Source organism: Novosphingobium sp. (genome assembly GCF_031417815.1).
GTDB lineage: Bacteria > Pseudomonadota > Alphaproteobacteria > Sphingomonadales > Sphingomonadaceae > Novosphingobium.
The window spans coordinates 78399-97901 of the sequence record NZ_JANOWI010000017.1 but is presented as its reverse complement, the minus strand read 5'-3'; the positions used below and the strand labels follow the sequence as shown (position 1 = coordinate 97901).

18 protein-coding genes and 1 tRNA gene are annotated in these 19503 nt (G+C 64.3%); 11 read left to right on the top strand and 8 right to left on the bottom strand.

Annotation, left to right across the window (positions count from 1 at the left end):
- Positions 1-14: 14 nt before the first annotated feature.
- Genes RMN99_RS04530 through RMN99_RS04515 form a run of 4 tightly spaced genes read right to left on the bottom strand, consistent with a single transcriptional unit; the run spans position 15 to position 5001 of the window.
- On the bottom strand, positions 15-698 hold the full coding sequence (locus RMN99_RS04530; protein WP_309622104.1) for an NnrU family protein: 684 nt from the start codon (positions 696-698) through the stop codon (positions 15-17).
- Between the two features lie 21 nt (positions 699-719).
- Complete coding sequence (locus tag RMN99_RS04525) at positions 720-2012, bottom strand: amidohydrolase family protein (RefSeq protein ID WP_309622103.1); 1293 nt, start codon at positions 2010-2012, stop codon at positions 720-722.
- The gene (locus RMN99_RS04520; RefSeq protein WP_405029552.1) at positions 2009-3424 is read right to left on the bottom strand and encodes an amidohydrolase; all 1416 of its coding nucleotides are present in this window, start codon (positions 3422-3424) and stop codon (positions 2009-2011) included. The genes RMN99_RS04525 and RMN99_RS04520 overlap by 4 nt, the downstream gene beginning before the upstream one ends.
- An 8-nt stretch (positions 3425-3432) precedes the next feature.
- On the bottom strand, positions 3433-5001 hold the full coding sequence (locus tag RMN99_RS04515; protein WP_309622101.1) for an oligopeptide:H+ symporter: 1569 nt from the start codon (positions 4999-5001) through the stop codon (positions 3433-3435).
- A gap of 173 nt (positions 5002-5174) precedes the next feature.
- On the opposite strand from RMN99_RS04515, the gene RMN99_RS04510 reads away from it, so the two are divergent.
- The 10 genes from RMN99_RS04510 (at position 5175) to RMN99_RS04465 (ending at position 14072) form a co-directional block, all read left to right on the top strand.
- Positions 5175-5519, top strand: coding sequence for a GntR family transcriptional regulator (locus RMN99_RS04510; RefSeq protein WP_309622100.1), 345 nt, complete (start codon positions 5175-5177; stop codon positions 5517-5519).
- Positions 5520-5689: 170 nt separating this feature from the next.
- Entirely contained in the window at positions 5690-5971 is a 282-nt protein-coding gene (locus tag RMN99_RS04505) for an integration host factor subunit beta (protein ID WP_309622099.1), read from the top strand.
- Positions 5972-6394: an ASCH domain-containing protein gene (locus tag RMN99_RS04500; protein ID WP_309622098.1), complete on the top strand. Its 423-nt coding sequence runs from the start codon at positions 5972-5974 to the stop codon at positions 6392-6394. It begins immediately after the preceding gene.
- Between the two features lie 64 nt (positions 6395-6458).
- A tRNA-Leu gene (locus tag RMN99_RS04495) sits at positions 6459-6543 on the top strand.
- Between the two features lie 137 nt (positions 6544-6680).
- A complete protein-coding gene (locus RMN99_RS04490; protein ID WP_309622097.1) occupies positions 6681-7310 on the top strand; it encodes a PilZ domain-containing protein in 630 nt (209 codons plus the stop codon).
- Positions 7311-7359: 49 nt separating this feature from the next.
- Positions 7360-8970: an NAD(P)/FAD-dependent oxidoreductase gene (locus tag RMN99_RS04485; protein ID WP_309622096.1), complete on the top strand. Its 1611-nt coding sequence runs from the start codon at positions 7360-7362 to the stop codon at positions 8968-8970.
- A 20-nt stretch (positions 8971-8990) separates the two neighbouring features.
- Positions 8991-9416 carry a GtrA family protein gene (locus tag RMN99_RS04480; RefSeq protein ID WP_309622095.1) on the top strand — a complete coding sequence of 142 codons (426 nt, stop codon included), beginning with the start codon at positions 8991-8993 and terminating at the stop codon, positions 9414-9416.
- A gap of 23 nt (positions 9417-9439) precedes the next feature.
- Complete coding sequence (locus RMN99_RS04475; RefSeq protein ID WP_309622094.1) at positions 9440-10477, top strand: NAD(P)-dependent oxidoreductase; 1038 nt, start codon at positions 9440-9442, stop codon at positions 10475-10477.
- A gap of 68 nt (positions 10478-10545) precedes the next feature.
- Entirely contained in the window at positions 10546-12255 is a 1710-nt protein-coding gene (locus RMN99_RS04470; protein ID WP_309622093.1) for a hypothetical protein, read from the top strand.
- Positions 12252-14072: a hypothetical protein gene (locus tag RMN99_RS04465; protein ID WP_309622092.1), complete on the top strand. Its 1821-nt coding sequence runs from the start codon at positions 12252-12254 to the stop codon at positions 14070-14072. Before RMN99_RS04470 ends, RMN99_RS04465 begins: the two co-directional genes overlap by 4 nt.
- Here RMN99_RS04465 and msrB read toward each other — a convergent pair.
- The 4 genes from msrB to RMN99_RS04445 form a co-directional block, all read right to left on the bottom strand.
- Entirely contained in the window at positions 14059-14550 is a 492-nt protein-coding gene (msrB, locus tag RMN99_RS04460; RefSeq protein WP_309622091.1) for a peptide-methionine (R)-S-oxide reductase MsrB, read from the bottom strand. The genes RMN99_RS04465 and msrB overlap by 14 nt on opposite strands.
- Before the next feature lie 79 nt (positions 14551-14629).
- A complete protein-coding gene (locus RMN99_RS04455) occupies positions 14630-15964 on the bottom strand; it encodes a cytochrome P450 (RefSeq protein ID WP_309622090.1) in 1335 nt (444 codons plus the stop codon).
- Between the two features lie 112 nt (positions 15965-16076).
- Entirely contained in the window at positions 16077-17306 is a 1230-nt protein-coding gene (locus RMN99_RS04450) for an ABC transporter permease (RefSeq protein ID WP_309622089.1), read from the bottom strand.
- Positions 17303-18271 carry an ATP-binding cassette domain-containing protein gene (locus tag RMN99_RS04445; protein WP_309622088.1) on the bottom strand — a complete coding sequence of 323 codons (969 nt, stop codon included), beginning with the start codon at positions 18269-18271 and terminating at the stop codon, positions 17303-17305. The genes RMN99_RS04450 and RMN99_RS04445 overlap by 4 nt, the downstream gene beginning before the upstream one ends.
- Positions 18272-18338: 67 nt before the next feature.
- On the opposite strand from RMN99_RS04445, the gene queG reads away from it, so the two are divergent.
- Positions 18339-19409, top strand: a complete 1071-nt coding sequence (queG, locus tag RMN99_RS04440; RefSeq protein ID WP_309622087.1) for a tRNA epoxyqueuosine(34) reductase QueG — start codon at positions 18339-18341, stop codon at positions 19407-19409.
- Positions 19410-19503: the final 94 nt, after the last annotated feature.

The window sequence follows — 19503 nt, the reverse complement described above, 5'->3', positions numbered from 1 at the left end:
GCAACATGCGCGGGTCAGATCCAGCGCCACAGGCCCGCCGCCATGCCGATCAACGCGCCGTGCAGCCAGGTGGCACCCAGCCACAGCGCCGTGCCGCCGAGCCATGGCACCAGCCCGGCCTGCGGTAACCGTTGCCAGCGCGGCAGGAACGACGTGTGCTTTTCCCAGATCGACCAGCTTTCGCCCATCAGCACCATCTTCTTGTCATCCTGCAGCTTGGCGCCAATCAGGGCGAGGAAGGCGATGGCGAAAGACAGCACCAACACCCGCATGGTGGGGCTGACCAGCACGTGGGCCAGGCTCCACAAGGCGAAGCTCCACATCATCGGATGGCGGGTCACCTTGAAAATGCCTTTCGGCGTGTGCCGCGCTAGCTCGCCCGCACGCGGATCGGGCATCGCGGGATTGCCGCGCAGCGATCCGGCCAGCAGCACCGAGGCGATCAGCATGATCGCGCTGGCAATGCCCCAGGCAATGTCGCTGGTTCCGTTCCACCACGGCACCTCGCCCACTGGCACCGCGCGAAACGCCAGGACCATCCAGGCGAACGTGGCCAGCGCTACAAGCGAATAGAGCGCCATGAAGCCGCCCGCGCCCAGCCGCGCCACCAACGGGCCACGCAACGGATGTGACAGTGCGAAATGCGTACCGACAAAACTGAGCGAGGCCGCGACCAGAACCGTCAGCTGTTCATCCATTACCCGCGCCCCTTGTGCTCATTACCACTCATACGCCTTGGGCAGATCGCCTTCGGCCGGGTTGAGATAGCGATCCCGCAGCTTGGTCTGATGGTTGGACATCGGCTGTTCCACCCCGTCGATGAACACGCGGACCGGGCCCGAGGTTACTTCGAGCGGATCGCCGTCCCAGATCACCACATCGCCGACGCGGCCCGGGCGCAGCGATCCGATCCGGTCACCCATGCCCATCACCTCCGCCGGGCCGGAGGAGATCGCGGCGAAGGCCTGGCCCCAGGTGAGGCCCGTGGCCCCCGGAACCCGGGTCAACGCCACCAGATTGCCGGCATATTGCGGGGCATAGCGCGGCTGATCGCCGAATGCGCCGAGTGCAACCTTGACCCCGCCGGCGCGCATCCGTCCGACATTCGATTGCGTCGCACCCAGCTGTTCGAACGAATTTGGCAGATCGGTCAGCGGCGTGGCCAGCACCGGTACACCGGCCTGCGCCAGTTCGGGCGCGACCATCCAGCCTTCCGCCGCGCCGACAATCACCAGCTTCAAGGCCGGGAATTCCTTCTTGAGCGAGAGCACCATGCGGATATCGGCCGCGCGCTCAACCCGCACGTAAAGCGGCTGCTGGCCGGTCACCACCGGGATCAGCGCGGCCGCATCGGCGCGGGTCAGCAAGGTATCGTCACGCCGCACACCGGTGGGCGAAAGCGAAAGCTCGCGCGCCTCGGCCAGGGCATTGCGCAGCATGGCGTAAGTCGCGGCGCGACTGCCGCCAGCGCGGCGCGCGCCGGTTTCGCCCAGATCGACATACTGGAACGCACGCGGCTTCATCACCGCACTGGAATCAGCCCCCAGATCGATCACTGCGCCCTGCCCGCCAAAGATCGAGCCGGTGGCGATCGGTGCCACCGCCGCGCGGGTCACCCCGCCGGCGCGGCTGACCTGGATCGGCAGATCGTTGGGATTGATCGCCGCCGAGACATCGAGCGCGGCGCTGAACGGGCTCTTGTCAGCATCGCTGTCGTTGCTCTCATCGACTGCGCCGACATCGACCAGTCCGAGATCGGTGATCGCGACGACCAGCCCGGGGGTGACCCATTTGCCCTCGGCATCGATCGTGCGGACCCCCGCAGGCACGGCCACCGCCGGGCCCGCTGCGACAACCTTGCCGCCCTGGACCAGCACCGTGCCATCGGCAATTGGTTCGCTGCCATCACCGATCACCAGCCGTGCGTGGGTGATCGCAATATCCTGCGCCATTGCCGGTGCGGCCGCCGCCAGCGCGCCGAGCGCAGCCGAAAGAGCAAGGAGCCGCTTCATTTCACGTCCCCTTCACCGGGCTGGCCAAGCTCGAAATCGCTGACCGGGCGCAGCTTGCGGTTGCTGCTGTCAAACAGCAGCGCGCCATCGATCCAGACCTTTTCGGGCCGCGAATAGACCGACAGCGGGTTGCCGTTCCACAGCACCACATCGCCCATCAGGCCGGGTGCAAGGCTGCCGGTCATCTTGTCGACGCCGATCGCCTTGGCGGCGTTGTAAGTGAACCAGCCGACCACATCGGCATCGGGGATATTGATCCCGATCCGGCGGGCATCGCCTTGCGCCTTGGCGGCTTCCTGGTTGAGCCGCTGGATGCCGTTTTCGTCATCCGAATGGATCACCACGCAGGCCCCGGCCTTCCACAGGATCCCGGCGTTTTCGGGGATCGCATCATAGGCTTCCATCTTGAAGCCCCACCAGTCCGACCAGATCGCGCTGCAGGTATCGGCCTGCTTCAGCAGATCGCCGATCTTGTAGGCTTCGACCGCGTGGTGGAAGGCGCTGACGTGGTAGCCGAACTCTTTGGCCATATCGAGCACCAGCGCCATTTCATCGGCGCGGTAGCAGTGGTTCTGGACCAGGATCTTGCCATCGAGCACCCCGGCCAGCGTTTCCAGCGCAAGGTCGCGTGCTTCCAGCTTCCCGGCAGCGCGCTTGGCGCGGTATTCCTGCGCCTTGATCCAGGTTTCGCGGTTGACCGCGAAATTGCCCATGCGGGTCGAAGGGGTCCGCCCCTTGCCGCCATAGACGCGCTTGGGATTTTCGCCGCAAGCCATTTTGAGGCCATAGGGCGCATCGGGGAACTTCATCCCCTGCACGGTCCGCGCATAGACGTTCTTGACCACCACCGAGCGTCCGCCCATCAGGTTGGCCGAGCCGGGCAGCACTTCCAGGCTGGTCACCCCGCCATTGGCCAGCGCGCGGCTGAACCCCGGGTCTTGCGGCCAGATCGAATGTTCGGCCCAGACGTTGGGGGTGGTTGGCGCGGTCGCTTCGTTGCCGTCCGAATTGGCCTCGACCCCGGGCGATGGATAGACCCCCAGATGGCTGTGCACATCGATTACGCCCGGCGTGATGAACTTGCCGGTGCCGTCGATCCGCACCGCATCGGCTGGCACGTCCATATCCGCAAGTGACCCGCCGACGCCTGCGATCTTGCCGCCTTGCAGTAGCACCACGCCGCGCTCGATCCGCCCGCCGCGCCCGTCAAATATGGTCGCCCCGACAATCAGCGTCGATCGCCCGGGATAAGGCTTGTAGGTCGAAGGATAGGGATTGGTGTTGAAATCCCGCGCGGCCTTCACCGCCGCGCCGTCTTCCTTCTTGTCATCCTTGTCCTTGGCCGAAAGGACCCCGGTGCCGCCCAGCACCAGGGCCAGCGCGGCCACGCTCAGAAATGCCCCCTTGCGCATCATAACTCCTATTCCGGCTTGGGTTCGGCGCGGTCCTCGAGCGTATCGAGGTGCATCCAGCGTTTGACGAACGGCGAGACCATCAGGACCACCACCGAGATACCGATCGTGATCCAGCCGATCTTCGAATAGATCTGCAGCGTCAGCTCTTTCGACATTTCGCCGCCTTCGCCCCCCGTAGCCTCACCGATCTTGCCAGCCACGAAATTGCCGACCGCGGTCATGTAGAACCACGCGCCCATCACGAAGCTGGCCAGGTGGAGCGGCGCCAGCCGGGCCATCGCCGAAAGCCCGACGGGCGACAGGCACAGTTCGCCGGTGGTGTGGAGCAGGTAGATCAGGAACACGAACAACACCGGGGTCATCGCCGCGGCGCCAACCGAATTGGCACCCCAGACGAACACCAGGAAGCCCAGCCCGACCTGCGTCAGCGCGAGCCCGAACTTGGCCGGCGCGCTGGGTTCAAGCCCCTTGCGTCCAAGGTATTGCCACAAGGCCGCAAAGATCGGCGCGAACAGCACGATATAGATCGGGTTGATCGACTGGAACAGGCTGGTCGGCACGCCCGCGCGATCGACAAACCTGTCAGTATAGAGGTTGAGGCTGCCCCCGGCCTGTTCGAACAGGCCCCAGAACAGCGGATTAAGCGCGATCAGGAACAGCATCGCAAAAATCCGTTCGCGCGCTTCCTTGGGCAGCTTGAAGGCTTCATAAAGCGTGTAGCCCAGCATCGCCAGGCCGCTGACGATCAGCAGATTCTGGATCACGTCCTGATACTGGATCAGGCCCCAGACCACTGCGACCGCCCCGATACCCACAGCATAAAGCGTGAATTCACGGCCCTGTGCCAATGGGGCCGGGGGTTCGCCGCGGCCGCGCAACGCGGGCTTGCCGATCAGGAAGATGATCAGCCCGATCACCATCCCGATCCCCGCCAGGCCAAAGCCATAGGCCCAGCCGATCGTCTCGCCGAGGTAGCCGACCAGGATCGTGCCCAGCGCGGCGCCAACGTTCACGCCCATGTAGAAGATCGTATATGCGGCATCGCGGCGCACGTCGGTCATCTTGTAGAGCTGGCCGACGATCACCGAGATGTTCGCCTTGAGGAAGCCGGAGCCGACGATGATGAAGGCCAGCGCCGCCCAGAACACGTTGATCGTGGGATCGCTTTGCCCGCCAATGCCTTCGACCGCCATCAGGCCGTGGCCGAGCGCGAGCAGCACGCCGCCGAAGATCACCGCCTTGCGCTGGCCGAGATAGCGATCGGCCAGGATCCCACCCAGCACCGGCATGATATAGACCAGCGCGCCATAGGCTCCGTAGACCAGGTTCGCCTTGCTGTCCGCGAACAGCCAGTGCTTGGTCAGATACAGCACCAGTAGCGCGCGCATCCCGTAATAGGAAAAGCGTTCCCACATTTCGGCGTAGAACAGCACGAACAGCCCGCGCGGGTGGCCGACGACTTCCTCGCTCTTACGGCCGGCAATGATCCCGCCGATGGCGAGGATCGCGAACAGCGCGATTGCGGCGATCGCGGCAATCCAATCGCCTTCGTTCCACAAGGCCATGTCTTTCATTCGAAGCTCCCGGTAATTTTTTCGGACGGCCTGGCCAGTCCCACATGACCTCGGAGACTAGCCGCGATTTCGCGTGTGTGAAGCGAAATTCGCGGTCCCTGTTCGATTGTTGCGCGCTCCACAGATCCGCGAATCCGCTTGCCTGACCCGCTGTATTATGGCACTGATGCACCATGCCCGATAGCAGCAAGCCGGTTTACCTCAAATTGCGCGATCTGATCGCCGCCGCGATTATTGACGGCACCTATGGCGAAGGGGCGATGCTGCCATCGGTGCGCGCCTTCGCCGCGCAGCAAGGTGCCAATCCGCTGACCGTGGCCAAGGCTTACCAGCAGTTCCAGCTCGATGGGCTGGTCGAAGTGCAGCGCGGGGTCGGCATGTTCGTGGCGCGCGGTGCGGCCGAAAAGCTGCGGAACAGCGAGCGGGAGGTCTTCCTGACCCGCGAATGGCCGGCACTTCGCCGCCGGATCGATCGCTTGGGCATCGCGCCCGCAGATTTGCTGGCCGAAAAATCCTGATCCGAGACTTAACACTTATTAACCTCAGATGAAATTCCCCGATTGCTTCGCCTTGCTGGTGGTGGCATTACCGTGTTCGTGCAGTGCTGCTTGCACCGGGTCGGAAGCTGCGCCGCGCTCTTTTACCAAACCCAACGGGTCCTGCTTTAGGCTCCGGTGAAAGGCGTGTAATGATTAGATCCGAACTGCTGGCGGCGCTTTCCCGTGAAAATCCCGGGCTGCGCATGGAAGAAATCGAAAAAATCGTCGGCACCTTTTTCGATGAGATAACCGCGCGGCTGGCCAATGGCGGCCGGGTTGAACTGCGCGGCTTTGGCGCTTTTTCCACGCGCGGCCGCGATGCCCGCACCGGCCGCAACCCCCGCACCGGCGAAACCGTTGCGGTGCCGGGCAAGAAAGTGCCCTATTTCAAGCCCGGCAAGGAAATGCGCGCCAAGCTCAACACTGACTAGATGCCAGGTGCGTTCCCCGATTGGCAGGCGCTTGCGCGCTTTCCGTTCGGCGATGGCCCGGACCTTGCCGACGAACTGCTGGATCTGATCCTGATCGGCAAAAAGCACGCCACCTGCTGGAGCGCAGCGGAAGGCGTGAAGGGCACTGTCGTCGCGGGCCGCTGGGTAGCCCAGGACGGGCAAGGCCGCCCGCGTGCCGTGCTCGAGACAGTGGCGCTCAGCCAACAGCACTTCGATCAAGTTGATGCGGATTTTGCGGCAGCCGAAGGCGAAGGCGATCTCTCGCTCGGCTATTGGCGCGCTGCTCACCAGGGCTATTTCACCAGGAACGGCGGCTTCACCCCCGACATGCTGCTGTGGTGCGAACGCTTCGATGTGATCGCAATCCTGCCGGGCGAAGTCCCCGCACCGGAAAGCGGCTGATCCGGCGGACCGGGTACTGCAGGGCTGGCTACCGGCAGCACTCTTCCCTAAAGGCGGTTGCAACGCGGACGTGGCGGAATGGTAGACGCCGGGGACTTAAAATCCCCTGAGCCTTGCTCGTGTGGGTTCGAGTCCCACCGTCCGCACCACCTGCCCAGGCAGATTCCCCTAGACCAACTTTGACCCGCCCTTTGTCACGCGCGCCCCAGTGCAGCGAGGCAGCGGCGCGCATCAATCCGGCGCGGCGTGAAAGGACCCCATGGCTTGCCGGAACTCCGATCCGCAAATGGATGAACCGCCGCCCGATCAGCGCGCCGATCAGCGCTTCACCCTGATCCTGCGATCGGGCAAGCTGGTCACTGCAGCCGGGGAATTCCTGTGCGTGCTGCGCGACGTTTCCAGCGGCGGCCTGAAAGTCCGCCTGTTCCACCCACTGGCGCTGGACAGCGCCTGCGAGATCGAACTTTCGGGCGGCGAACGCTACCGGCTCGATCCCGCCTGGCAGCAAGGTGAAGAAGCGGGGCTGCAATTCACTGATTCGCCGGTCGATATCGAACAGTTCCTCGAAGAAGCCGGACCCTTTCCCAAACGCGCCATTCGCCTCGGTCTGCGCGGCGGGTGGCCGGTCAGGCTGCATGGCAAGGGCCCCGCCGTGCCTGCGGTGATGTGCGACCTTTCGCAGCATGGCAGCGCGGTGCTGTGCCAATCGCGCCTGTCCGTCGGCCAACTGGTCGAGATCGAGGCGGATGGGCTGGGTCCGATCGAGGCGCGGGTGCGCTGGCGGCGCGGCGAGCGCTATGGGCTGGTTTTCCAGCAAAGCTTCCGGCTCGATGCACTGGCGCGGATCGCTCACCGCCTGCAAGCGGCCAATTTTGTGCCGGGTCCTGTAATCGGCGCAGCCCGCGTTAACCACTGATTAGGCAATTTCCTTCACTTCTGGCTCCACACTTCAAACGGGGCATTTCATGAGCCAGTCTGTTATCGGATCGAACAACGCGCGGTCCAATGTTGTCACTGTCGATGTCGCCATTATCGGTGCCGGCCCGGCCGGCCTGACCGCGGGCTATCTGCTGACCAAGGAAGGCTATTCGGTCGCGGTCATCGAGAAAGATGAAACCTACGTCGGTGGGATCAGCCGCACGGTGGAACACGAAGGCTACCGCTTCGATATCGGCGGTCACCGGTTTTTTTCGAAGAGCGCGGCGGTGGTCGACCTGTGGAACGAAATCCTGCCCGACGACTTCATCCAGCGTCCGCGGATGAGCCGGATCTACTACGAAGGCAAATTCTACTCCTATCCGCTGCGCGCGTTCGAAGCGCTATGGAACCTCGGCATCATCCGCAGCACGCTGTGCATGATGAGCTTTGCCAAGGCCAAGGCCTTCCCGAACAAGAATGTGAAGAGCTTCGAAGACTGGACCGTCAACCAGTTCGGCTGGAAGCTCTATTCGATCTTCTTCAAGACCTACACCGAGAAGGTCTGGGGCATGCCCTGCGACGAGATGAGCGCCGATTGGGCCGCGCAGCGGATCAAGGGCCTTTCACTGTGGAGCGCGGTGGTCGATGGGCTGAAGCGCAGCCTTGGCCTCAACAAGCGGCCCAACGACGGGCAGGAAGTCAAAACCCTGCTCGAAACCTTCCGCTATCCGCGCCAGGGCCCCGGCATGATGTGGGACGCCGCACGCGACAAGATCGTGGCGACCGGCAAGGGCGAAGTCTTGATGGGCCACGCGCTCAAACAGCTCGCCAGCGATGGCCAGGGCGGCTGGCGCATGACGGCCAGCCACGGCGGCGGCGAGACGGTGATTGCGGCCAAACACGCGATCAGTTCCGCGCCGATGCGCGAACTGGCGGCACGGCTCCATCCGCTGCCCCAGACCACGCTCAACGCGCAGGCGCTGCGCTATCGCGATTTCCTCACCGTCGCGCTCAAGATCCGCGCCGATGAGGACATGTTCCCCGACAACTGGATCTATATCCACGACAGCAAGGTCAAGGTCGGCCGGATCCAGAACTTCCGTTCGTGGTCGCCCGAAATGGTTCCCGACGAGGGGGTGGCCTGTGTCGGCCTCGAATACTTCTGCTTCGAAGGCGATGGCCTGTGGTCGATGAGCGACGATGACCTGGTCGAACTCGCCACCCGCGAAATGGCCACGCTTGGGCTGGTTTCGGCCGAACAGGTGATCGGCGGGGCGGTGGTGCGTCAGGAAAAGGCCTATCCGGTCTACGATGAAGATTATGCCAGCCATGTTGCGGCGATGCGCGGGGAACTGGAAGGCCAGTACGACACCCTGCACCTGGTCGGCCGCAACGGCATGCACCGCTACAACAACCAGGATCACGCGATGATGACCGCGATGCTTTCGGTTGAAAACATCAAAGCCGGAACCCGGATCTATGACATCTGGTGCGTTAACGAGGATGCCGAATATCACGAGGCGGGCGATGAAGGTGCCGAGAAGGCGATCCCTGCCGCGGCCCGGGTCGACCTGAGCGAAGACCAGGCCGCAGCGCTGGCCTCGGTGCGCGCGGTTCCGACCCGCGTGAGCGAAGCCGCCAAGCGCGACGCAGCCTGATCTTGCGGGGCTGGGGGGCTATGACAATGGAACGGCTGCTCAAGCAACTGCTCAGCATCCAGTTCCTGCGCTATTTCGCCGCATCGGCGGGTGCACTGGCAGTGGACATGGGCGGGTTCCTGCTGCTTTTGAACACCGCACTGCCGGCCGGATTGTGCGCCGCACTCAGCTATATGCTGGGGATGGTGGTCAACTGGTTCCTGCTCAGCCGTTCGGTGTTTGAAAAGGGCACGCATGAGGCGGGTCCGGCCCGCACCCGGCAGAAGGCGCTGTTTCTGTTCACCACCTGGGGCGGGCTGGCGGCAACCACCGTGATCGTTTCGGGGGCTGATCTGATCGGGGCCGATGTGCGCCTGTCCAAGGGCCTGGCGATCGGGGTCAGCTTCGTGCTCAACTATTTCGTGCGCAAGCACTACGTCTTTACCGCAGGCCAGGCCGCGGCCTGACACGGATCCAAGCGGGGGCTTTGATGGCACACTATCTGGTTACCGGCGGTGCGGGCTTTCTTGGCACGCTGTTGGTATCGAAACTGCTGGAGGATGGCCACGCCGTCACCAGCATCGACTTGCTGCCCGTGGCGCTGACGCATTCGCGGCTTCATGCGGTGGTTGGCGACATTCGTGATCGCGCGGCGCTCGATGCGATCTATTCCCGGTCCAGACCCGACGCCGTATTCCACTGTGCCGCGCTGTTGGCCCATGGTTCAATTACCCAGGCCGAGCTGATGAGCCACAACGCGCATGGCACCCGGGTTCTGGCTGAAGCGACTGCAGATGCCGGGGTTGCCAAGCTGGTCTATCTGTCCAGCAATTGCCTGTGGGGTCACGGTTTCGACGATCCAGTGAGCGAGGCCGAAGCACCGGCCCCGTGCGAACCTTATGGGGCGAGCAAGCTGGAAGGCGAACGCATTCTCGCCGGATTCGGCAACCGCTTTGAAACGGTCGCAATCCGTTGCCCGACGATCATCGACGAAGGCCGGCTCGGCCTGCTTGCGATCCTGTTTGAATTCATCGCCGATGGCAACCGCGTGGTGCTCGTCGGCAAAGGCCAGAACCGCTATCAATTCATCTATGCCGCCGATCTGATCGATGCGATGTTGAAGGCCGCGCAGTGCCAGGGCAGCCACACCTTCGGGATCGGCTCTGACGATGTCCCCACCATGGCCGGCTGCTTCCAGCAGGTGATCGACGGGGCGGGCAGCAAATCAAGGCTGCTGCCCTTGCCCAAAGCGCCGATGATCTGGACGATGAAGCTGGCGCATGTGCTGCGCATCTCGCCGCTGGGGCCCTATCACTACCGGATGATTGCCAGTTCGTTCGTGTTCGATACCAGCGCGATCAAGCGCGTGCTGGACTGGAAGCCCACCCTGACCAACGGCGAAATGATGCTCAAGGCTTATCGCTATTACCACCACAACCGCCAGGAAATCGCCGCGCGCAAGGATGTGTCGGCGCACCGCCAGGCCACCAGGATGGGCGTGATCCGCGTGCTCAAGGCGCTGAGCTGAACCCCGCCGCCATGCCCGATCCGAAAGGCCCTACTGCAGCAAGTGCATTTTCGCCATGGCTGGTCTGGATGCTTGTCGCTGCTATATTGACCCTGGCCGCGCTGCCAATGATTGCCAGCCACAGCGCGCAGGATCCCGATGATTATATGCGCCTGCTGCAGGTGCGCGCGCTGCTGGATGGGCAGGGCTGGTTCGACAGCCATCAATACCGGCTCGATCCCCCGTCCGGGGCCGACATGCACTGGGTGCGGCTGGTCGACCTGCCGATTGCAGCGGCGCTTGCGCTGTTCCGCCTGTTCCTCGCGCCGCTCTGGGCTGAAACCGCAGCGATGATCGCGGTGCCGCTCGGGCAGTTGGCGCTGGCCATGTGGCTCCTGCGCCAGTTGATGCGCGAACTGCGGCTTGAACCGGTTGCGCAGCTGTGGGCCTTGCTGTTGATCCCGCTGTTTCCGCTGTTGTCGACCAACCTGATGCCGATGCGGATTGACCACCACGGCTGGCAGGCGCTGGCCGCGCTGGCCGCCGTGCTGCTGGTGCTGCGCGGCACCTGGCGCGCCGCGGCGCTTGGCGGGGCGATCACCGCGGCATGGCTGTTCATTTCGCTGGAGGGCGTAGCGATGCTGGCCGTGATCGGTGCGGTCTATGCCTGGCGCTATTGGCAGCAGGCCAGCCGCGCGATCGAAGGCTTCCTGTTTGGACTGACGCTCGGCGCAATGATTTTGCTCGCCGCGCTGATCCCGCCGGGCGGATATACAATTGCGCGCTGCGACATGGTTTCCTGGCCGCATATCATGGCCTTCGCCGCTGCCCTGATGGCCGCTGCGGCGCTGCGCGCGATGCCCGGGCAGCAGGGCAAGGCGGGGCGTTTGCTGGCGCTGGTGCCGATCCCGCTGCTGGCTGCGCCGTCGCTGATCCTGCCGCTTGGGGTCTGTGCGGTCGCGCCGATGGCGATGGTTGAGCCGCTGGTGCGCAGCAACTGGCAGGCGTACCTGCGCGAATCCGCGCCGATCTGGCAGCAGAGCCCCTCGGCCGCCGCCATGTTGCTGGCCTTGCCCGTGCTGATCGCGCTGGGGCTGCGCCAGGCGCTGAAGGTCAGTGCCGATCCGGGCGCGCGTGCCGCCTGGACAACGCTAGGGGCACTGGCACTGGGGGCCTCGGCGATTGCCCTGCTGATCATGCGCGGCGGGATCATTGCCCAGCTTCTAGCGCTGCCCTTTGCCGGTGTCATGGTGGCGCAGCTGTTGCCGCGCGCCCGGGCGCTGCAACAGGTGCCGCTGCGGATCGTCGCGACAATCCTGGCGATTGCCGGCCTGACCCCGGCCTTCGTCGGCGCGCTGGCCAAACCGCTTGACCCGCGCGTTACCCATTCGTCGGTGCGGCACGCCGGGCTGGCCGCCGCGCAGCCGTGTGATCTGGCCCCGCTGGCCGCGCTGGCCGCGCTGGCGCCCGCGCATATGTTCGCCAATCTCGATATCACGCCCGAATTGCTGGTTCGGACCCGGCACACCGCGGTCGCCGCGGGCTACCATCGCAACTACGCCCGCCTGCGTGATGTTATCCTCGCATTCGGCGGGCCGATCGATCAAGCCCGGGCGATTATCACCGCCAACCGCGCCCAATATCTCATCGCCTGCAAAGGCTCGGCCGATCTTGCCGGTTTTGCCAACATGGGGCCCGACACCTTGGCCGACCGGATCTATGCCGACCAGCCGGTTCCTTGGCTTGAACCGATCGCACAGTTGAGCACTGGCAGTCTCAGAGTCTATCGGGTCAAATGACCATGGGGGGAGACACCGTGCCGCAGGCAGTGGGTAAAGCAGCCGGTGCGATGCCATGGAAGGCCTTCTTCCTGACCTGGCTGGGGGTCGCCGGGCTGCTGGTGCTGACCTCGCTCAGCCGCATCGCGACGCGCGATTTCTTCGATCCTGACGATTTCATGCGGCTGGTCGAAGTGCGCGATCTGGTCGGCGGGCAGGGCTGGTTCGACCTTGCCCAGCACCGCCTGAACCCGCCGTATGGCACGCCGATGCACTGGTCGCGGATCGTCGATGCGCCGCTTGCCCTGGTGATCGCGCTGCTCACCCCGCTGCTGGGCAGCCCTGGCGCTGAAACGGCGGCGCTGGTGCTGGTGCCGATGGTGACGCTGGGCTGCGTGATGGCGCTGGCGATGCGGATCGCCGCGCAGTTCTTCGAACGCGAACTGGCGGTGATGGCCGGGGTCTGTGCGGCGCTGGTCCCGGCCACGCTGGCGCAGCTCAATCCGTTGCGGATCGATCACCACGGCTGGCAGATCGCCTGCGTAATGCTGGCTGCGGCCAGCCCGGTGATTGCCCGCCGTGCTCATCGCGCCGCGCTGCTGGCGGGCGCGGCTTTTGCCGTTTCGTTGTCAATTTCGATCGAAGCGCTGCCGATTGCGGCCGCCTATGGCGCGATCCTCGCCTGGGGCTGGCTGCAGCGGCCCGCGGCGGACCAGCGCATCGTCTGGTTCATGGCCGCGCTGGCCACCGGGCTCGAAGTGCTGTTTCTCGCCACGCGCGGACCTTCGGCGACCTTTGCGTGGTGCGATGCGATCGCCCCGGCGCATATCGCCTTTTTCCTGATCGCCGCCACCGGGATCGCGCTGGCGGCGCGCTTTGGCCCGGCCCGGACCGGCTTCGTGCTGGCTGCCCTCGCCTTGAGCGGCGCGGCCGGCGGTGCGGTATTCGCAAGCATGGCACCCGCCTGCCTCGGCGCACCATTCGGCGCGCTCGATCCGCTGGTGATGAAGTATTGGTATGGTAATATCGCGGAAGGCAACCCGGTGTGGCACCAGGGGTTGCTGCTTGCCTCTGTTTCCGGACTGCCGGTCCTTGCCGCCCTCGCCGGATTGCTAGCCATCCGCCGCAGCGCAGATGCCAAGGCACGCCGGTTCTGGAACGAATACCTGCTGTTGTTCGTGGCCGCGCTGCTGACCGGCGCGATGGTCTGGCGCTCGGTCGCCTTTGCCGGGGCGCTGGGCGCTGTCGGGCTGGGCTGGCTGCTCAGCCGGATCATGGCCTGGGCGCAGTATGACCGGACCGCTTCTGCGCGCGGCGAACTGCCCAGGCGCTATCTGACCATCGCCGCGGTGATCGCGCTGTTCGGCGTGCTGACGCTGTGGCCCGAATCGGCTGAGAAGTCGTCCGCCAAACCTGGTGCCAGGGTTGATGGCAAGGATGCCGATTGCGGCCTGCCCGGTGCGGCGGCGCTGCTGAACACGCTGCCCGCGCAGACGATCTTTGCCCCGCTCGATATATCGCCGACGATCCTGTCATTGACTCACCATGCGGTGGTGGCCAGCAACCATCACCGCGCCAATCTGGCGATCCGCGACGTGATCCTGGCGTTCCTTTCGCCCGAGGCCAAAGCGCGCGCGACTATTGAGGGTCACGGCGCCGGGCTGGTGGTGATCTGTGCCGGGCTGACCGAGCCGAACAATTACGCGCAGGATGGGCCCGGCGGCCTGATGGCGCAGATCCAGCAGGGGCGCGCGCCGGTATGGCTTGAACCGGTCGAACTGGGTCAGCCCGGCGCGCTCAAGGTCTTCCGTGTCGTGCCGAAGACTAAGCGGCCTTGAAGGTCAGCGCATCGCCGTTCATGCAAAAGCGCTTGCCGGTCGGCTTGGGCCCATCGTTGAACACATGCCCCAGATGCCCGCCGCAGCGCGCGCAGTGCACTTCCTTGCGCGGAAGGCCGGTCTCGAAATCGGTCGAATAAGCCACCGCGTTGGGTATGGGCTGCCAGAAGCTGGGCCAGCCGGTGCGGCTGTCATATTTGGTGCTGCTTGAAAACAGCGGATTGCCATCTGCTGCACACAGGAACGTGCCCGTGCGGTGTTCCTTCAGCAGCACCGATGTAAACGGCGGTTCGGTGCCTTTCTTACGCAGGATGTAATACTGTTCGGCGGTTAGCCGCTTCTTCCATTCTGCATCGCTGAACTGAACCGGATAGCTCTTGGCCTTGGCCGCCGATCCGCAAGCTGCCAGCGCCACAGTGGCTGCACTGCCCCCCAGCCAGCTCAGCATTCCGCGCCGATCAAATGTTCCTGCCTTCATGCCAAGTTCCTTTCGCCGGGTTTGGCTCCGCCATACTGGGCTATACGGCGTGATCGGGCAAAAGGTTTCAGCCGGGTGATCAGAACTTCTCGAGCGTGGTTTCGAGCGTGCGGAAGCCGTGGACGAAATTGGCGCGGACGCGCTCGACCTTGCCGGTGACTTTCACCCGCATCCGGCGTTTGTGCATTTCTTCCATCAGGATCTTGAGCTGCAGTTCGGCCAGCCGTGCGCCGACGCAGCGGTGGATGCCATAACCGAACGCCACGTTGCGCCGCGCGTTCTCTCTGGTCAGGATCAGCTGGTCGGGCTGTTCAAACACCTCTTCATCGCGGTTGGCCGAGATGTACCACAAGATCAACTTGTCGCCCTTCTTGATCTGGTGGCCGAACAGATCGGCATCGGCGGTGGCGGTGCGGCGCATGTGCGCCAGCGGGGTCTGAAAGCGGATGCATTCCTGCACCGCATTAGGAATGATCGAAGGATCGCTTTCGAACAGCGCACGCTGATCGGGGAAGCAGTCGAGCCCTTGGATGATCCCCGACATGGTGTTGCGGGTGGTATCGTTGCCGCCAACGATCAGCAGGATCAGGTTGCCCATGAATTCCTGCGGGCTCATGTCCTTCATCGCATCGGAATGGATCATCATCGAGATCAGATCGCGGCTGGGTTCCTTGCCCATCCGGTCGATCCACAGCGTCTTGAAATACTGCGCCATTTCGCCGAACACTTCCCAGCGGGTGTCTTGCAGTTCCCTGGCGAAGGCCAGTTCGGTGCCGCCGGCCCAGTCGGACCAGAAGGTCAGCAGGCGGCGGTCTTCCCACGGAAACCCGAACAGGATCGCCAGCATGCCCGTCGTCAGCTCGATCGAGACCTTGTCAACCCAGTCAAACTGTTCGCCCCACGGCAGCGCATCGAGCGTGGCGGCAGTGCGCATCCGCACTTCGGCCGAGAGATACTCGATTTCGGCGGGGGTAAACGCCGGAGCGACTGTGCGGCGCTGGCCGGTATGATCGGGCCGGTCCATCGCGATGAACATCGGCAGGCGGCGCTCAGCCAGCCGCTCGGGATCGATATCGGCCGGCGGATCGGCGATCGTGATCCCGCCCTTGTCCCACGACGAGGAATAGAGTTCAGGCAGCGATTCGACGTGCTGGATCGCCTTGACCGTGGTGACGTTCCAGTAATCGCCATAGGGCGTGCCGGTGACTTTGTTGACCGGAGCATTGGCGCGCATCTCGGCAAAGATCGGCTGCCAGCGGTCTTCGGCATAGATGTCAGAGCGCGACACGTCGCGCGGATCGGTATGTTTGGGCAGTTCGGGCGCGTGATCTTTAAGCCAGGCATCGAACGCCTCGGTAACCGTCGGCGCGGTGCGGTACTTGAACTTTTCAGGGCTTGCTGCCTGGCTGGCCATGCGAATCTCTCCAACGCCCGCATCGCTTAGCCGATACGTTGCGCGATAAGACTTATCCCGCCGCACTTACCGAAATGTCAATAGCGGCTCGGCGAACTGCCGGATCGCGGCGTCAGGCGGCGGCCCGGCGGAACAACCATCGCTTCTTCGCACCGCCAGTGTTCGGCCCGCTCATCATCACCCGCCGCTTGAACAGCAAGGCCCCGCCGCGCACCAGCAGCACCACCCACATCAGCTGCCACAGCAATGCCAGCGCGTGCGGCCACAGATCTGGCGATTGCGCGGCGCGCGCCAGCATCGTGAAGGGCGACGAGAACGGGATCGCCATGGCCAGCATTTCCAGCCAGGTTCCCGGCTTGGCCATCGCAAAGTTGGCGAAGAAGAAGTTGATCAGCTGCAGCATAGTGACCGGCATCGACAGCGTCTGCACCTCGCGCACCGTGCTCGCCATCGAACCGATGGTCAGAAACAGCGAGCCCAGCACCAGGTAGCCCATCGCAAAATAGACAATCCCGAAACCGAGGAACATCGGCCAGCCAACTGCGGGCGCGGTGAAATTCGACAGACTGTTGCCGGTCGCCAGCCACATCGGCGTGCCCACGCCGAACCACACGGCAATGCCCACGAACGACACCCCCAGCATGGCAAACAGCTTGCCCAGAAACACCGCGTCCATCGGGATCGCCGCGGCCAGCACTTCGATGATCTTGTTGCCCTTTTCCTCGACCAGATTGGACAGCACCATCCCGGCGAGGATCATCATCAGCATGAACAGCACGGTCTGCCCGATCTGCGCGGTTACCAGCCGGCTGCGCGCCTGATCGACCCCGGTGCGCTTGATCGGTGCCAACGCGATGGCCGGATAGGCATCGGGATCGGCCGATGCCGCCGACCCGGCCAGCAACGCGACGCGGCCCTGCCAGTTGTTGATCCAGCCTTCGGATCCGGTCAGCAGCGGTTTGCCAAGATCGCCCGAGAGCACCGCGGCAACATTGGTCTTGCTGGTTTGCAGCGCAGCCAGCGGATCGGCCGTTTCGCCCGGCTTCAGCCGCTTGAGCACGACCAGTTCGGGTACGACCCCGTCAAGCTTGCCTTCCAGCGCCTTGGCCCGGGCCACCAGCGCATCGGCATCGGCGGCGGGCATGATAATCCCCAAAACCGGGCGGCTGGTGCTTTGCTGCACGCTTTGTCCGATGCCGCCCGCCAGCATGCCGATCCCCAGCGTGAACAGCGGGCCGAGCAGGAAGAAGATGAAACTGCGCGACCACAGGATCGCGAGGAAATCGCGGCGCGCCACCACCATGGCGGCCTGCAGCGTCGAAAGGCGTCCGTGCTGGCTCATCGGCGCTGCTCCTCTTCCTTGTCGGCTTCGAGCGCGCGGGCCGCAGCTTCACCGGCGATCGCGACAAAGGCATCGTGCAGCCCGGCGCGTTCGATCGACAGCGAAAGAATCCCCGCTTCGCCTTCGATCAGCGCACGCAGCAACGGCTCGATCCCGGTTTCGGGCAAGTTGAAATACCAGAAGCTGCCTTCGTGGCGGGCACCGGCGGGCAAAGCCCTGCGCCAGTTGCCGTCCTGCGCGCGGGTTTCCAACCGCACTTGCGGGCGGATCCGGTCCCGCGCGAGGTCAACCGGCCCGGCGAACGGCACCTTGCCCCCGGCAATGATCGCCACTTCATCACACAGCCGTTCGGCGTGGGCGATCACATGGGTTGAGAAGATCACAGTCGTGCCCTGTTCGGCCAGATCACGCATCATCTTTTCCAGCTTGCCCTGGTTGATCGCATCGAGCCCCGAAAACGGTTCATCGAACACCACCAGCCGCGGCTGATGGACCAGGGTGCCGAGCAATTGCACTTGCTGTGCCATGCCTTTTGACAATTGCCGGATCTGCCGGTCGATCGCATAGCCAAGGCCATGCGCCTCAAGCAGTTCCTTGCCGCGCTTGCGCCCTTCGGCCAGCGGTAGCCCGCGCAGCGCGCCAAGGAACGCAATTGCCTCATAGGCTTTCATCGAGGGATAGAGCCCGCGTTCTTCGGGCAGGTAACCGATGGTGTGGGCCACTTCGTGCGGCCGGTCATGCCCCAGGATGCGGCGGGTGCCTTCGTCGGGATCGATGATCCCCAGCAGCATCCGCAACGTGGTGGTTTTACCCGCGCCGTTGGGGCCAAGGATGCCGTAGATCGCGCCTTCAGGCACGGTCAGATCGACCCCGTCGACCGCAGTAAAGCCCTCGAATCGCTTGACCAGCCCGCGGGCCTCGATCGCCAGCGGCCGTACCGCTGCCTCGCCCGCGTTGCCGTGCATTTGCCAATCCCCTAGCTTCATGGTCTGGGGCGTTATGGAGTCTGCGTGAACAGGAGCAACAGGAAGTTTGGTTAACGCCGCAGAAATCGCATCGCTAAAGCACGATCTGGCGGCTGAGGCCGCGCGGCTGGGCTTTGCCGCGTGCGGCATTGCGCCCGCAGCCGAAGACCCGCTGGCTGCGCGCCGGCTCGAAGAATGGTTGGGCGAAGGCTGCCACGGCACGATGGAATGGATGGAAAGTCGCCTGCACCACCGAAGCAGCCCACAAGGGCTGTGGAGTGCGGCGCAAAGCGTGATCGCATTGGGCATGAGTTACGCTCCGGGCCGTGATCCGCTGGCGCTGGAAGGACAGCCGGACCGCGCGCGGATCTCGGTCTATGCCCAGGGCAAGGATTACCACGACACCGTCAAAAAAGCGCTGAAGGCACTGGCCCGCTGGCTGGTGGCGGAAGCGGCGGCAAGGGGGCTGGGCGAGATCGACGTCAAGGTGTTCGTCGATACCGCACCGGTGATGGAAAAGCCGCTGGGGCAGGCGGCGGGGCTGGGCTGGCAGGGCAAGCACACCAATGTGGTCAGCCAGAGCCATGGCAGCTGGCTGTTCCTGGGCGCGATTTACACCACGCTGCGCTTCGAACCCGACACGCCCGGCGAGGACCTTTGCGGCAGCTGCAGCGCCTGCCAGGTGGCCTGTCCGACGCAGGCCTTTCCCGCGCCCTACCAGCTCGATGCGCGGCGCTGCATTTCGTACCTGACGATCGAGCACAAAGACGCTGTGCCGCTGGAATTCCGCACGGCGCTGGGCAACCGGATCTATGGCTGCGACGATTGCCTGGCGGTCTGTCCGTGGAACAAGTTTGCCTCCGCCGCGCAGGCGATGCAGGCCTTCGTGCCGCGCGCCGAACTGGTCGCGCCGCGCCTGGCCGAGCTGCTGACGCTTGACGATGCGGGGTTCCGCGCGCTGTTCTCAGGCTCACCGATCAAGCGGATCGGGCGCAATCGGTTCGTCCGCAATTGTCTCTACGCCGCCGGCAACAGCGGAGATGGCGCGCTGATCCCGGCAGTGGCAGCGTTGACCAGTGACCCCGATCCGGTTGTGGCTGAAGCGGCGAGCTGGGCGCTAGGGGAACTACAGGGATAGGGGTTCACGCAGAGACGCGGAGAAGGAAGGGAGGTTCAGAGGAATTGCGCCGCAGGCCGTGCTTTTGAAACCGGCCATCGCTTAAATCCTGACT